Source organism: Mesorhizobium sp. WSM1343, from assembly GCF_055901535.1.
Genome location: NZ_CM148370.1, coordinates 5674075 through 5689218, shown reverse-complemented (window position 1 = coordinate 5689218; position 15144 = coordinate 5674075). Strand labels below are relative to the sequence as shown.

At 61.1% G+C, this 15144-nt stretch carries 14 protein-coding genes; 4 read left to right on the top strand and 10 right to left on the bottom strand.

Translation table 11 applies throughout. The features are described 5' to 3' along the window. Nucleotides 1–86: 86 nt before the first annotated feature. From AC0NIL_RS27720 to AC0NIL_RS27710, 3 genes are all read right to left on the bottom strand, one after another. The gene (locus AC0NIL_RS27720) at nucleotides 87–968 is read right to left on the bottom strand and encodes a cytochrome c oxidase assembly protein (RefSeq protein WP_473574045.1); all 882 of its coding nucleotides are present in this window, start codon (nucleotides 966–968) and stop codon (nucleotides 87–89) included. A 94-nt stretch (nucleotides 969–1062) separates the two neighbouring features. Then, complete coding sequence (locus AC0NIL_RS27715; RefSeq protein ID WP_473574044.1) at nucleotides 1063–2817, bottom strand: thiamine pyrophosphate-dependent enzyme; 1755 nt, start codon at nucleotides 2815–2817, stop codon at nucleotides 1063–1065. 106 nt (nucleotides 2818–2923) lie between these two features. Continuing rightward, nucleotides 2924–3886 carry an ATP-dependent DNA ligase gene (locus AC0NIL_RS27710; protein ID WP_474048812.1) on the bottom strand — a complete coding sequence of 321 codons (963 nt, stop codon included), beginning with the start codon at nucleotides 3884–3886 and terminating at the stop codon, nucleotides 2924–2926. Between the two features lie 307 nt (nucleotides 3887–4193). Here AC0NIL_RS27710 and AC0NIL_RS27705 point away from each other — a divergent pair, with 307 nt between their 5' ends. The 3 genes from AC0NIL_RS27705 to AC0NIL_RS27695 all read left to right on the top strand — a co-directional run bounded on the left by AC0NIL_RS27705 (nucleotide 4194) and on the right by AC0NIL_RS27695 (nucleotide 6875). Next, nucleotides 4194–4748 carry a LysE family translocator gene (locus AC0NIL_RS27705; protein WP_474048268.1) on the top strand — a complete coding sequence of 185 codons (555 nt, stop codon included), beginning with the start codon at nucleotides 4194–4196 and terminating at the stop codon, nucleotides 4746–4748. A 249-nt stretch (nucleotides 4749–4997) separates the two neighbouring features. Further along, nucleotides 4998–6293: an Nramp family divalent metal transporter gene (locus tag AC0NIL_RS27700; RefSeq protein WP_473574043.1), complete on the top strand. Its 1296-nt coding sequence runs from the start codon at nucleotides 4998–5000 to the stop codon at nucleotides 6291–6293. An 87-nt stretch (nucleotides 6294–6380) separates the two neighbouring features. Continuing rightward, the gene (locus AC0NIL_RS27695; protein WP_013533214.1) at nucleotides 6381–6875 is read left to right on the top strand and encodes a hypothetical protein; all 495 of its coding nucleotides are present in this window, start codon (nucleotides 6381–6383) and stop codon (nucleotides 6873–6875) included. Between the two features lie 74 nt (nucleotides 6876–6949). Here the strand turns inward: AC0NIL_RS27695 and katE are convergent, their stop codons facing one another. Beyond that, on the bottom strand, nucleotides 6950–9061 hold the full coding sequence (gene katE / locus AC0NIL_RS27690; RefSeq protein ID WP_275953918.1) for a catalase: 2112 nt from the start codon (nucleotides 9059–9061) through the stop codon (nucleotides 6950–6952). A 291-nt stretch (nucleotides 9062–9352) separates the two neighbouring features. On the opposite strand from katE, the gene AC0NIL_RS27685 reads away from it, so the two are divergent. Then, nucleotides 9353–9916 carry a sigma-70 family RNA polymerase sigma factor gene (locus tag AC0NIL_RS27685; RefSeq protein WP_013533212.1) on the top strand — a complete coding sequence of 188 codons (564 nt, stop codon included), beginning with the start codon at nucleotides 9353–9355 and terminating at the stop codon, nucleotides 9914–9916. On the opposite strand, the gene AC0NIL_RS27680 is transcribed toward AC0NIL_RS27685, so the two are convergent. The 6 genes from AC0NIL_RS27680 to AC0NIL_RS27655 form a co-directional block, all read right to left on the bottom strand. After that, the gene (locus tag AC0NIL_RS27680) at nucleotides 9917–10093 is read right to left on the bottom strand and encodes a hypothetical protein (protein ID WP_013533211.1); all 177 of its coding nucleotides are present in this window, start codon (nucleotides 10091–10093) and stop codon (nucleotides 9917–9919) included. 305 nt (nucleotides 10094–10398) lie between these two features. Continuing rightward, complete coding sequence (locus AC0NIL_RS27675) at nucleotides 10399–11313, bottom strand: class I SAM-dependent methyltransferase (RefSeq protein WP_064993463.1); 915 nt, start codon at nucleotides 11311–11313, stop codon at nucleotides 10399–10401. A gap of 4 nt (nucleotides 11314–11317) precedes the next feature. Further along, a complete protein-coding gene (locus AC0NIL_RS27670) occupies nucleotides 11318–12304 on the bottom strand; it encodes a GNAT family N-acetyltransferase (RefSeq protein WP_275953917.1) in 987 nt (328 codons plus the stop codon). Further along, nucleotides 12301–13449 (bottom strand): glycosyltransferase family 4 protein, encoded by a 1149-nt coding sequence (locus AC0NIL_RS27665; RefSeq protein WP_275953916.1) that lies wholly within the window; start codon nucleotides 13447–13449, stop codon nucleotides 12301–12303. The genes AC0NIL_RS27670 and AC0NIL_RS27665 overlap by 4 nt, the downstream gene beginning before the upstream one ends. 7 nt (nucleotides 13450–13456) lie before the next feature. Beyond that, complete coding sequence (locus AC0NIL_RS27660; RefSeq protein ID WP_027164026.1) at nucleotides 13457–14389, bottom strand: glycoside hydrolase 5 family protein; 933 nt, start codon at nucleotides 14387–14389, stop codon at nucleotides 13457–13459. Then, nucleotides 14382–15143 (bottom strand): TIGR04290 family methyltransferase, encoded by a 762-nt coding sequence (locus AC0NIL_RS27655; protein ID WP_013533206.1) that lies wholly within the window; start codon nucleotides 15141–15143, stop codon nucleotides 14382–14384. The genes AC0NIL_RS27660 and AC0NIL_RS27655 overlap by 8 nt, the downstream gene beginning before the upstream one ends. Nucleotide 15144 lies beyond the last annotated feature (1 nt).

Sequence of the window (15144 nt, the reverse complement as noted above, 5' to 3'; positions counted from 1 at the left end):
ATCGTTGCCAAGGCCATAACGCGGCTGACTGAAAAAGGATGCTTGGCAACACCGCCCGGCTGAAAACCGACGCGAAGCGGTGCGGGTTAGACGATGCGCAACTGCTGGAAAGCCTGTTGCCGCCGACTGCTCGTTTGAATCCAGAAAGCGACCAGGAGCAGTGCGGCTCCGCCATAGATCAGGCCGGCGGGAATCCACATGATCAAGCCTGCAAGTTGCTGGTCCTCGAGCGGGTTGAGCCCCCATAAATCCGAGCCGATCGCATTATCCGGATACCACAACCTGGGCGAGACGACGAGCAACACCCCGAGCAGCCCGGTGTGGAGGGAGGTGAAGAAAAGATGCATCACGGCATTGCCGCAAGCCTGCTCGCGGCCAAGGCGAGGCAGCAGCACCCACCAGAACAAAAGCCCGCTACCGAGGAAACTCGCGTGCTGGGCATAGTGCAGGAAGCCCTGCTGGAGGGCAGCCTCGAACAGCGCCGGGACATGCCAGATCCATATCGCGGCTCCGTGCAGGACGGTCGCGACCACAGGACGGCTGATGAACGCCCAGACCGCCCGAAGCGCATTTGCATGTCCGGCCACTCCGCATATCTGGCGCAGCTGTACCGGCAGGGCCCACATCATCGCCGCCGTCGGGCGGGAGGCAACCAGCAGAGGCGCTGCGACCGCCATCAGCAATTCGTGCTCGATCATGTGCGCCGCAAACACATGTTCGCCCAATGCATGGATCGGGCTTACAAGGGCGAACGCCAGGACGGACCAGCCGGCAGCAAACAGCAAGGCCTGCCGCGATCGCAAGCGACGTCCACGTCCGCTCCGTCGCCACAGCCGGCCAGCGCCGGCAACATACAGCAAAAGGATTGCCGCCAGTGGCAATGTGATGGGTAGCGCCAGAGTCCAACCAGCCTGCGGAGCGCCGTTGCCATAGCAAATCGAGGTCGAAAAGAGCGCGTCGAAGCTCATGATCCGCATCCGTCACCCGGAAGAGCGCGGGTTCATCTGGAAAGATTCAGAATGAAGCCACTGAGGTGCGCTGTTCCACCTCCCTGCGCCGCCTCTAGGCATCCATCATCGATTTCGCCGGCTCACGGGCGATATTTTCTTCTATGCGTTCGTGTCCCGGCGTCCGCGGCAGGGCCTGGCGGAAGTTCTTGGCGTAGTCTGCCGGCATTTTGGGCGGCATCAGCGGCTCATAGGCATCTACCAGCGCTTCGATCACGACAGGGCCTTGCGTGGCGAAAGCCTGGTCGAGAACCGTCTCGATCTGATCGGCCCGCTCGATGCGAAAACCCTTTGCGCCCATTGCTTCTGCCGCCTTAGCAAAATCGATCGGCTGCAATTCGCAACCGAATTGCGGGTTGCCCAGAAACATCATCTGCTCCCAGGCGATCTGATTGAGCATGTTGTTCTTGATCACCAGAACCTTGAGCGGGATCTTGTAGCGCACCGCCGTCGAGAATTCGCCGAGCTGCATGGCAAAGCCGCCATCGCCGACGATAGCGGCAATCGGTCGACCGGGAAACGCTATGCCGGCAGCGATGGCGTAGGCCAGACCGCAAGCCATCGACGCCAGCGATCCGGACACCCCGAATGCCTGGCCGCTGCGAAGATCGACATGGCGGGCGGCCAGCTCCGTATTCTGACCGGAATCCGTGGCCATCACTGTGTCGTCGGCCAATCTTTGTCCGAAAGCCCGGGCAATCGCTTGTGGCTTCAATGGTTGCGCCTGCATGTCTTCCGACTGCCGCATCATCTCGCGCCATTTTCTCATGGTCTCCTGGGAACGGCGCAGGAATTCATCCGAGGGCTTTTGCGTCAGGCGCTGGTTGAGCGCGCGCAATGTCTCTGCCGCGTCGCCGACAAGGCCGGCCTCGACCGGAAAGCGCAAGCCGATCCGTTGCGCATCGCAGTCGATCTGGACGCCACGGGCCTGTCCGGGCTTCGGGTAGTATTCGATGTAGGGAAAGGTCGAACCGATAATCAGCACCGCGTCACAGTTCTCCATCGCCTCTTGCGAAGCCAGGGTTCCAAGAATGCCGATCCCGCCGGTGGTGTAGGGATGGTCGTCCGGCAGCACCGCCTTGCCCAGCAAAGCCTTCGCGACAGGCGCCTGCAGCAGGCGCGCCGTGTGTTCGAGTTCGGCGGCCGCGCCGATGGCGCCGCGTCCGGCCAGGATCGCAACCCGCGAAGCGTCATTGAGAATGGCGGCGGCTTTGTCGAGCTCAACGTCCAGCGGTACGCTATGACCGGCGAACATATCCTGCGGCGTGTGCGCCGGGCGATTGCGCTTGGAGCGCTTCGACGGATCACGCTCCTGCTCCTGGATGTCGCTGGCAATCGAAAGATGGGCGACGCCCTTGCGCGCCAGCGCCGTTCGGCAGGCAAGGCTGGCGACGTTTTCCATATGCGCGGCATCGGCAACATGGGCGTTATAAACGGAGACATCGTTGAACACGCGCGTCAGATCGACATCCTGTTGCGTGAACGTCTCGATCAGATCGTGGAACTGCATGCCCGTAATCGCCAGCACCGGAGCCTGGTCGAGCTTGGCGTCATAGAGGCCGGTCAGAAGATGTGTTCCGCCGGGGCCGGACGTCGCAAGGCACACGCCCAGCTTTCCTGTCCACTTGGCATATGCACATGCCATGAAGGCAGCCGACTCTTCATGCCGGACCTGAACGAAGGCAATTTTGTCGCGCCGCGTCCGCAACGCTTCCATGACCCCGTTTATGCCGTCTCCCGGCAAGCCGAACACCACCTCCACGTCCCAGGCGACGAGTGTGTCGATCAGAATTTCTGCTGCATTCGGCATGTCAGGGTAGCTCCGGGTGGATGGTGTCCGAACCGGTGAATCCCGAGTTGGTTCCTTCGTCGCAATAAATCGTGACAGGTTTCTGGGGCGATCTTCCTGGGGCGGTCTATTCGATCTGCTCGAACGTGCATTGCCGTGGCGCCTTGTCGGGGCGCCAGCGCAGCAGTTTGGTGCCATGGCGAAACCGATTGCCGGTGACGTGGTCGAAGCGGACCTCCACCACCAGTTCAGGTTCCAAAGGCTCCCATTGTCCGCTGCGCTCCGTGCTCCAGCGGCTCGGGCCGCCGGGCGCCTTGCCGGTGAATCCGGGCTCTGACCGCAGCCCTTCCAGCCGGCGCGTGAGCGCTCCTCTGTCGGTCCTGGCGATGGTCGACGTGAAGCCGACGTGATCGAGCTTGCCGTCGTCATTGTAGAGGCCGAGGAGCAGTGAGCCGACCTCACGGCTACCCGCGAGATAGCGGAAACCGCCGACAACGCAATCGGCGGTGCGCCTCGGCTTTACCTTCACCATCGCACGTTCGCCGCACAGATAATGCTCGTCGAGCACTTTGGCCACGATGCCGTCGGTCGATGCATGGCCGGCCCCGTTCAGCCATCGAGCCGCCGTCGCTGCATCATAAGTGCACTTCGACAGGCGAAGATCCGGACTGTTCGAGGAGGTCACGAAGTCCTCGATCGCTCGCCGCCTTTCGACAAGTGGTTTGCCCGTGATGACCTCGCCGCCCGGCCTGGCAAGCATGTCGAAGAGGATCAGACTGGCAGGCGTCTGCGAACTCAGTTTGCGGATTCTGCTTTGTGCCGGGTGAAGACGCATCTGCAGCGCCTCGAAGGAAAGCTCACCGTCCACCTCGATGACAATCTCGCCGTCGATGACGAAATGCCCGCGCTTGAGGTCACGCAGGATCTCCGTGATTTCCGGAAAATAGCGGCCGAGCGGCTTGCCGGATTTGGCGCGCAGGTCAACGGTGTCGCCGCTCTTGAAAGCAAGGCAGCGGAATCCGTCCCATTTAGGCTCGTACTGCCAGCGGTTCCCATCCCTTGGGATTGCATCGGCAAGCCTGGCCTCCATCGGAGACGTATCCAGCGGGAGCGGGAAGGCGTTTATCGGCTCATGCACGGATCAGGCCTCCAAAACCGGTTCAGGAACGGCTCCGGCTTTTCAACTTCCAGGACAGCACCGCGTTCCATCTGACGGGTTCATGGCAGGTCCTTCGCGATGGACATTTTCATTTGCCGCCGGAACCCGGTGACGGCTGGCCGCTTTGATGTCATCGGCGGCGCGAAAGGAGATGCCCATCGACCTCTCATTGTGGACAGCTTTTGTCGGAACCGTCATTCTGATGCAGGTGCCGCCAGGCCCCGACAGCATGCTGGTGATGGCCCGCGGCATCGGACACGGGCGCGGCGTGGCGTTGTTCACGGTACTCGGCATGACGCTGGGCGCCGGACTGGTGCAGCTTCCGCTGATTGCATTCGGCCTGTCTTCGCTTGTCCACGCCTCGCCGGTGGCGTTCAATCTGCTTCGATGGGCAGGGGCGGCCTATATCATGTGGCTGGGTTTCCGGCTGCTGCTTTCAGCCTCGGCAACCATTCCCACAGGTGACATCAAGGCCCTGCGGCCGCTCGCCGCCGCCCGGGAAGGAATGATCGCCAATCTGAGCAATCCCTGGCCTTTGATGTTCATGGTTGCGTTCCTGCCGCAATTTGTCGACCCGCATAGGGGCTCCGTCACGTTGCAACTGGTGCTGCTTGGCGCAACACAGAAGATAACCGGTGTGCTGGTGCTGGGAGCCTACGCCTTGGCATCGGGCGCGGTCGGCGCATGGGTCATGCGGCACCCTCGCGCAGGGCTTTGGCAGCAGCGGCTCGCCGGCTGTCTCATCATCGGCCTCGGCGTGCGGATGGTGATCGGCGGCAGTACGAGCCGCTGACTTCAAGAAATAGCTTGCCACGTCGCCTGAAGGATTGGCTTCGACACAAGCATTGTCTTCTTCAGGGGGACGGAGCATTCGCTTTGACGTTCGGCTCCGCCGCCGTCGCGGGCCGGGACCGTGTCCAGGAACAAAAAACCTGACCGGAGGTTCGAACCTCGATCTCAATGCAGCTGCAACGCTTCATCGCCATCCGATTGGAATGTTCGTCATGATTTCTTGCGTGGCCTCGGTAAAGACGCGCCTTCAATGAACAAGCCGCCTGAGAATGCTGGCCAAAGGGAAAGCAGGCGAAAAGGGGGCGACGTCGTTCGGGCTCTTGGGCTTGGCCTGATCACCGGCGCGGCCGATGACGACTGCTCGGCCATCGGTACCTACGCCAGCGCCGGAGCGCGGTTCGGCCCCGACCTGCTGTGGACGGCACCTGTCACGCTGCCGATGATGTATCTCGTCGTCTACCTTTCATCCAAACTTGGCCAGGTTTCGGGTCGCGGGCTTTTCCAGGTCATATCGGACTTCTATCCGCGTTGGCTGCTGTGGTCCGTGCTGGTGGGCGTGCTGATTGGCAACACGATCGAGGCAGCCGCCGACCTTGGCGCCATGTCGGCGGCTATTGTGCTGTTCGTTCCGCTGCCTGCTCCGTTGGTCGTCACTGCCGTTGCGGTCGTCATTTTTGCCCTGCAGGTGCTCGGATCGTACAAATTGATCCGAAACGTGTTCCGGTGGCTGGCTCTGGCTCTGCTTGCCTATGTGGTCTCCGCGGTACTTGCCAAACCGGATGCCGCTTCCGTCCTGCGTGGCACGCTGTTGCCACAAATCGAGTTCAGCCGAGAGTACCTGTCCATCCTCATCGCCATCGTCGGGACCACTCTCTCCGCATACCTTTACACGTGGCAGTCCAATCAGGAGGTGGAGGAGGAGATCGCCAAGGGTCGAACGAGCCTCGAAGAGCGCAAAGGCGCCACCGAGGGTGAACTGCGCCGATCCCGCCGCGATATCCTGATCGGCATGACGTTCTCCAATCTGATCATGTATTTTATCATCCTTTCGACCGGGTCGACGCTCTACAAGGCCGGACACACGCAGATCGAGACAGCGGCACAGGCGGCCGAAGCGCTGCGGCCGCTTGCCGGCGACGCTGCCGGCATTCTCTTTGCGGCCGGTGTAATTGGTGTCGGCTTTCTGGCCGTGCCGATCATGACCGCTGGCGCTGCTTTCGATTTCGCCCAGGCGATGGGATGGAAGAATAGCCTGCATGCCAAACCCCGGCAGGCTCCCAAATTCTACATCGCGATCGGGGTCATAACGCTGGTGGCGGTGGGTCTCAATTTCTTCGGCTTCAACCCGATGAAAGCTCTCGTCTGGTCTGGCATCGTGCAAGGATTTTCAACGCCGCCGCTGCTGCTTCTCATCCTCATCATGACCAACAATCGCAAGATCATGGGCGACAAGGTCAACAGCACAAGCACGAACATCCTCGGCGGCGTGACGACCCTGGCGATTTTTGCGGCGTCGGCGGGATTGGTGGCAAGCTGGTTCCTGTAGCTCGCATGGCATGACAGATGTTCAGGCACGGTGGAACATCGGCGGTCAAATCCCGTTGAGACGCTTGTGGGAGAAAGGAGGTTGTCCATGTCAAAGTTGCAGGCCGCAACTCCGGACCGTTTAAGGCAACTCAGGCTTGAAGCTTCAGCACATTTCGCTCCGTTGATGCTGAACGAAGCCCTGTTGCGCCTTTCCCATGCCTGCGGAGGCGACAGCCTCGACCGCTTCGAGAAAGCCATGGTTGATCAAATCGAGGCTGCCAAGGACGATCGGGCCGATTTCGAAACGATCAAGGAACTCGCGATCGAGCAGCTTTACGCCCTGGTCCGGAACGCCAACGATTCGCCGAAAAAGAAACAGTCGCTGGAGAAGATCGACACGCGCAGAACGCCCGGCCGGTCCGAAGAACCACGCACGCTCGAGGACCAACTGCAGGCGGGGTTGGAGGATTCCTTTCCGGCGAGCGATCCGCCTTCGGTGGTGTCCACGACCATTTCAGGCGGAGCAAAGAAGCTGGTCGGGACCGACGAGGTCCTGGAGAAGCAGCGGCGACAAGCGTCCAGCAAGGAAGATCGCTCGTAGACCGCGGTGCCGGCTGGGTTGGCGGCAAACCAAAGAGTGCGGACGCGCCAACGGAAACAGCTGACGCCATCGCATCAAAGCTTGACAGCCGCCTCCCGCGCCCAGAGCCGCAGTTTGCGGCATGACTGCACAAACGCAGCTACCGAAGCTGCCGAATCCAGCCGCCTCAGCCCCTCATCGGCATCGGGAGCGACGCCTGCTTTGATCAGGAGCGGCTCGGCCCCGGAGGTGAAGCCGATGAACTTGCAATGCGCAAACGCATCAGACACGAAATCCTTCGCAGCGGCCTCCGTGACCAGTAGCTCGGCGCCCGCCTCGGAGAGGAGCAGCACCACCGCGTCGAACAAAACGGATGGACCGCCGTCGATCATGTGCCTTGCCTCGATGTGGGTGCCGTCGGCGGCTTCGACGCCGCCCACCTTGGGCGCAACCACCTCCATCACCGCGCCTTCCGCTTCGATGGCGGAACGAAGTTCCTCGAACAGCGCGACATCGGCTCCATCGCTGAGCATGACACCGACTTTGCGGCCTTCGAAACTGTCGGGCCCGTTTTGGATGATGCTGAGCGCCGGCGACGGCGGCAAGTCATCGCGCGGTGGAACGGCGGCTTCGGCAGGTTCGGGCATGTCACGGATGCCGAGCTTGTCGGCGACCGTGGTCGCCAGCGTTTCATCGATGTTCAACAAATGCGAAACCATGCGTTCGCGGATCGCCGGGGCCTGGACCTTGCTCAGTTCAAACGTCAGCGCCATTGCGATGTGACGCTGCTCCGGTGGTGTCTGGCTGTTGAAGAATTGCCGGGCCTGGCTGTAGTGATCGGCGAAGCTCTCCGCGCGCAGACGTACTTTCTGCCCTTGTTCGACATCGGCGAAAGAACGGAAGCCACGCTGCGGATCCTCGCGCGGTCCCAGTCCCCATGAGTTCGGTTCATAGTTGGCGCGCCCGGCCGGATTGCGCATGGCCATGTGCCCGTCCTGTTGAAAATGGGCGAACGGGCACTTCGGTGCATTGATCGGCAGATGGGTAAAGTTCGGGCTGCCCAGTCGTTTCAATTGGGTATCGAGATAGGAGAAGTTGCGGCCCTGCAGAAGCGGATCGTTGGAGAAGTCGATTCCGGGCGGCACATTCTGCGTCATGAATGCAACCTGCTCGGTCTCGGCGAAGAAATTATCCGGCATCCGGTCGAGCACCAGCCGACCGACCGGAATTGGTTCGAGAACCTCTTCGGGAATGATCTTCGTTGCGTCCAGGATATCGAAGTCAAAACTGTCGGCAAACGCCTGATCGAACAGTTGCACCGTCAACTCCCATTCCGCGAAATTGCCGGCCTGTATGGCCTCCCACAGATCGCGGCGATGGAAGTCGGGATCGGCGCCGTTGATCTTGACCGCCTCGTTCCAGACCACCGATTGCATGCCGAGCTTGGGTTTCCAGATGAACTTGACGAAGGTGGATTCGTCCTTGGCGTTGACGAGGCGGAACGTATGCACACCGAAGCCTTGCATGAAGCGGAAGGAACGCGGGATGGCGCGATCCGACATGATCCACATCACCATGTGCATCGATTCCGGCATCAGGCTGATGAAGTCCCAGAAATTGTCGTGCGCCGTCTGTGCCTGCGGAAAAGCACGGTCGGGCTCCTGTTTGGCGGCGTGGATCAGATCGGGAAACTTGATGGCGTCCTGGATGAAGAAGACCGGAATGTTGTTGCCGACCAAATCCCAATTGCCTTCCTTGGTGTAGAGCTTGACCGCAAAGCCGCGCACGTCGCGGGCGAGATCGAACGAGCCCTTGTTGCCGGCAACCGTCGAGAAACGAACGAATGCCGGCGTCTTTTCACCAGCTCGCTGGAAAATGTCGGCACGTGTGTATTTGGCCAGTGAGTCGTAGGTCTCGAAATAACCATGCGCGCCATAGCCGCGGGCATGGACGACCCGTTCCGGGATGCGTTCGTGGTCGAAGTGGAAAATCTTCTCGCGAAAGTGAAAGTCTTCGATCAGCGATGGTCCGCGTTCACCGATCCGCAATGTGTTTTGGTCGTCGGAGACAGGCGTTCCGAGCGCCGTGGTAAGGACAGGCGTGTCGTCTCCCGCGATCTGGTGCAACTCGCCGCCATTTCCGCGCGCGCTATTCTGATCCAGTCCACTTGCCGATTGGCGAGCGGAGGGGCGAGCGGATTTGGCCATGACAGGTCCTCGATCGATACTGGAAGGTTGAAGTGGCAAGCCATCAAACTGCCGGTGAACGGCTTTGTTCCCGTAAAAAAGCGGACGCTGTTAGATACCACTGTCGAAGGAGGCGTCGCTGCTGCGGCGATGGTATGCGCCGATCGCATGACAGACATCTCCGCCCGCGAAGAATTATGAAGAGTTGTCTCCAGCAAGAGGAACGAACCAAACTTCCATGCATTTAGCTGAGGCTGCGTTCACACACTCTTTCTGCTGGGAGCTGGACCATTGTCATCCGGAGGCTGCCTTTTGGCCGACCAGGAAACCAATGAAGTTTCCATCGTTGACCTGATACCCGCCCTGCGGGCATTCGCGCGCACCTTCTGCCGCGTCCCCGACGATGCTGACGATCTCGTGCAGGAGACACTGACCAAGGGTCTCGCCAACATCGACAAGTTCGAACCCGGTACGCGAATGAAGTCGTGGCTCTTCACCATCATGCGCAACACCTATTATACCCGGGTCAAGATCGCTGCCCGGGAGGCGCCAGGCCTGCTCGACTGCGCCTCTTCGAGACCAATTTCGGAAGCCACCCAGGAATGGACCGTTCAGAGCAGGGAAGTTCACGGCGCCATTCAAAGACTGCCTGAACACCAACGCGAGGTGCTGATGCTGATCGGCGTTTTGGGAGTGAGCTACGAGGAAACCGCCGACATATGCGGTTGCGCGGTCGGGACGGTCAAAAGCCGCCTGAACCGTGCGCGCGCCAACATCCTTGAACTCCTAGGGGAGAGTTCGCTGGAGACATTGATGGAGAGGAGAAACCAGCTGTCGGACGGTCAGCTCGACGTCGAGGTCGACAGCCGCAGATAGTCAGTTGTTCGCGTCGCGCCGACGCTTCTCGACGAGCGCGTTCTGCAATTCGATCGCCAGCTTGGTGAGGCGGTCCGGAATCTTTTCCTGCTCTATGGCTGCCAGCAGGGAGGCAATCTCCCGATCCACCGCCATCTCGACATGCGGATCCGCGGTATCGTCGCTCGAACGAGACATCACATTCTCTTGATAGCGGTCCCTTGATCGTAGTGTGGTGATAAGCGCCCGGCATTACAAGCCTGTGTCCACCGCCGAGAAGCTGACCGGCGGACCCTTGCACAGGTTTATTTCCTTGCTCCTTCGTCGCCCCGCGGACCACAGGCCCGCGCGGTGGCGTTCAGTCCTTCGGCAATCGATTAGCGGCGTAATCCATCGGACTTGATCCGATTGCCGTCCAGCCCGCGCTCCTCCTTCGAATCGAGGACACTCGTTGGTGCCCTTTGCTCGACGTCCGAACTGGCATCGTGCTGTAATGTTCCGTCTCACCGAGCGAGCAAAAAAGCGTTGCCATCCCATGATCGAAACGGCTTCTCACCGTCGATGAGGACCCGCAATTGATGAGCTTGCGCCAGACGGCCGATATCGTCGCGGTCTGAGAAAAGCGATCCGCGATAGGAATAGTTCAGCAAGGCGAGCCAGCCCGGCCGTTTCAGAACGCGCGCAATTTCTTCGAAATGCCGCTCTGCCATGCCGGCCAGAACCAGATAGGGAAAGCTGTCGACCGCCAGCACGCAATCGAAACTGGCATCGTCGAAATCGGCCAGATCGAGACCGGAGGTTTGTCGTAACTCGACATTGCCGAGTGCGGCGCATTGCTCTGAGGCGATGGAGATCATTCGCGACGATATATCGATACCGACCATCCGCTTGAAGGATTTGCACAGCGCACGCTCGAAACGGCCGATGCCGCAACCGATGTCGAGAATGCTCCGTTCCCTTCCGGTGAATTCTCGGGCTTCCAGCCATGCGACGATTTCGTTGGTCGTGGCTGTGAGCCTTTCCTCATCGCCGAGGGATGCCAGTTGGACACTCGCGGCTCCCGAAATCGCTGCCGCGGCATCGAAGCTGGACGCCAGCCGCATGACGACAGCGGCATTCGTCTCGTCCTCATTGCGCTCATGGCGAACGGCGCCGCCCGTCGCTCGCAACATGGCAAAGACGTCTGGTTTGCAGCGCAGCAGTCCGGCGACCTTCCGCAATCTTGCCGCGTCGCCGGTATCCGCCGGACGGACTTTCAGCACGACCTCCGCCAATTCCGCTGCCCCAATTGTGGGCGGCAGGTGGAGCGCCAGCCTGACGAGAACACCTTCGGCGCAAATACCGTCGGCCATGCAGTCTTCAACCGCCAGCCTGACCGATGTCCGGCGCTGGGCGCCTTTCGGTGCGGTTACACTCAATGGGTCAACTCCGCGTCCAGACCCTGCGCATCGTCCACCTGTCGGCGGCGCCCCAGCCATATTTGTAGGCCTCCCGGCCGCGCAGGAAATCGAACTCGCGCGCATCTTCGCGGATCGACTCCGCGATTGCGTGGCCAATCAGGATCGCGCCCGGGCTCTCCTCGGCATAAGCAGGGTCGAACCCGCCCAGATAAGCGTAGGCACGGCCGCGGTGGTGAAATCCGTAATAGGCACCGATGGTCCTGCCATCGATCGCGAGCAGCCAGCATCGCACCAGACCATGAGCATCGAGCAAGGGAAGCGAGAGCCGATGGAATTGCTCGACGGCGGGGTTGGCCAACACCCCCCCTCCGTGTTCGGCCCATCGCACATTGTGCAGGCGGATCAATTGATCGAGGAAGGTTTGCGGACTGCCGCTTGCCGATGACAGCGCAATCCGGCCGCATCTTGATGCGGCCTGGCGCGCCCGACGCAACTGGCGTCTGCGTCTTGCGGGGACGCAGCCTGCCAGCGTTTCGTCGCCGGCGATGGCGAGCACGGGGCAGGCGGCATGGGCGGTCGGCCGATCCATCTCGGGATGCTTCATCGCAAGGGCGACGCTGTCCTGCGGCAAGTCCGACAAGATCCATTGCGCCCACCCGATCGAGAAGATCGACTCGCTGATAATGCCGACAACCTCGGCTTCGATCCCAGGGACAGCCAGGATGTCCAGATAGTCGCTGAGCGAAATGCCGACCGGAAGCAGCTTCGAACCGGCCGTCCCGTGCTCGAGATAGAGCGGCGCCAGCCCGACCAGATCGCCGCCGCGCCAGACCGCGACTGTCGCCAGTTCACCGGGTGCGAATGCGTGCCACCATGGCACCAGCCAGGCGGGAGATTGAAACGGCGTCGCCGAGGGACTCTGCTGCCACAGTTTCCACCAGTGCGGCGTCAAGGCGTCGAACTGCGCGGGGTCACCGATGATTTCGCAGCGCAGCACCGCTTTGCTCACGGCGTCGCAGCCAAGCGCCGGCGACCAGTGCCAAGCTGTGCCAGCGCCTGATAGGCATCCATGTAAGACGAGATCATCCGTTCCAGCGAAAATCGCCGTCGCGCTTCGGCCCTGCATGTCTCGGTATCCAAGCTGGGCGCCGCAAGAATGGCTTGGGCCATCTCGTCGACCGTGTCGACGAGAAAGCCCGTTCTGCCGTGCTCTATGACGTCGGGAAGCGCACCATTTGGAAAGGCGACTACCGGGGTCCCGCAGGCGAGGGCCTCCATGGCCACAAGCGAGCTGGTCTCGGCTGCGAGGCTCGGAATGACCAGACAGCGCGCTGCGTTGAGAAAGCGTCGCTTGGCGGTGAAGCCGAGCGGGCCAAGGAAGCGGCGGCGGCCATCGAGGCGAGATTGGACCTCGTCGCGAAAGTACCGCGTATGTGTTTCGTAGGGATAGACCTTACCGCCGACGACCAGCGGAACGCCTGCCAGTTTGGCTGCATCGAGCGCCAGGTGAATGCCCTTCTCCGGGCAAACCCGGCTCAGAACCAGGGCAAAGTCGCGCTTCGGCTGCGGCAGGTTCAGTGCTTGGATGTCGACGCCGTTCGGAATCGGTGCCGTCAGCCTGGCGCCTGATGGCGCGGTTTTCTGCTGGCTGGGCGAGACCGCATGAAGCCAGAGGTCGCCACGCGTCGGGCGCAATGCCGCGGCCGGATACCAATCCAACGGCAGGTGGAGGGTCACCAAGGTAGGACCATCGTCGGGCAGATAAGCGTCGAAATCGATGCCGTGCAGATGAACCACATCGATGTGCCATCGGGTGCGGGCAGCGGCGATCGCTTTGCGATGGGCCTCTTGCGCGCGGCGCTTCGCCGCCTCGTCGAGCATGCCGTTTTCGGCCGGTATTTCCACAAGCGTGCCGCTCGTGCTGGAGCCACGGCAAGCAATGACGATAGATCGATGGCCGGCGTGAACCAATGCCCGATCGAGCATCGACAGAACCTGTTCGGCACCGCCGACAGCGTCGGGTCCGACGGGCGCGAGAGGGTAGGCGACATTGAGGACGGTGAGTGTCGCGGCCGGTTGCGTCCCGGTGCCCTGCGCCGCATCCCCACCTGTCAGTGGTGTTGCGCAGTCCGGCATCTGATGCATGGGCAGCATGACGATTTCACGCGGCCGAGGCCCGCCGCGTGGGGAGCGAGGCGGATGTCATGCCAGGCGCATAGCGGCGGATCATGGTTGAGCAGAATTCCGCGAACTCCTCCGGCACAAGTGGCGGGCTGGTGTGGTGGGGCATCATTCCGCGATGCTGAGGTGTGAAGCAGAAGGTGACCGTCACGTCGAAATCGGCGAGTGCTTCCATCTGCCGGTCGAACCAGTCCAGCGCATTCGGCCGAAAACTGTCTGCCCAGGAAAGCCCGGTACGCATATTGGTGACACCCAGCCGCTTCATCCAGGCGACGGCGTCGTCCAGCCGCGGATCTTCGAAATGAAACCACTGCACCAGTCCCATTGCGGGTGTATAGCGCAGGAATTCCTCCAGCGCGGGCTTTGGCGTGCCGTCCTGGCGCAGCAGCCCCATATGGAAATGACGGTAATAAGAGGAGCCTTCGGCTTCGCGGTGACGCGTCGTTGCTTCCCATTCACGCGGAAGATCGTAGAGGCTGTACCACTGGACGCGTGGTGCATTGCCGAGCAGCAATTCAGCTGTTCGCTTGAGCCCCCAGACCTGGATTTCCTCGGCGCCGAAGGTCGATACGCCGACTTCGCTGACCCAGATGGGAAGGTCGGTGACGGTCGCGATCTCGCCGATCTTCTGCGGCCATTCCTGGATTTGCCACAGGTTCCAGTCGAGCGGAAAGCCGTGCACGGCGACGGCGTCGACATGATCCAGCACGCCGAATTCCTTCATGCGGGTGATGAATCCCGGGTCTATCGGCGAGATGCCACCGAGCACTTTGGTCAAAGCCGGGTTTTCAGATGCGATTGCGTCCGCCGCCAGGATTGCCATCCTGGCGAAGCGGCTCCAGTCGGGGTCGAGCTCGGGATCCCAATGCGATTTGTTGTTGGGCTCGTTCCAGATCATCGCGGCTTCAATCATGGCGCTGTCCTTTCGAGGGGTAGACGGGACCGCCACTGGCCGGGTCGCCTGCGGCCCGGCAGAAATAGACCTCCTGCTCGGGGTGCAGAACGATCTCGAAACCGGCGCTGCGCAGCATCGCTTCGGTGCAGGCTCGATTGGGTATCCACCAGTTGGTCGGGTCGTCGGCATAGCGGTGCTCGATGAAATGGAGCTTGGGAAATTCCGGCCGGTCGAACAGGTCATGCGTCCAGAAATGATAGTTCTCTTCCATCTCGGGAAGATCGGTGCTGCCGCGCTGCATGGACTGGAAGATCATCAGATCACCGGCGACATGCTCACGGATAAGGTCGAGCGCAAGCAACGGATGGCGCAAGTGATAAAGCACCCCCATGAACAGCACGATATCGAATGTTTCGCGCAGGGCGCCGACGTCGTAGACCGACAGTTTCTGGAATTCGATCTCGCAATTGGCGATCTCGGCGGCAAAGCGGGCCTGCGCCAGATAAGCCTCATCGAAATCAATGCCGAGGACACGGGCAGCACCTCGCCGTTTCATCTCGATGGAATAGAAGCCGGCATTGCAGCCGATGTCCAACACCGTCTTGCCTGTCAGATCCGCGGGAATGGCCTCGGCGAATTTGCGCCATTTGATCAGCGGGTAATTGCCGAGAAAATGGTTGGGAGCGGTTTCGACACCGGCCAGTTCCATGTTGTGGAACCATGGGCCGAGAGCATCGATACGGCGGCGGATTTCGGCATGGGAATGCAGCATG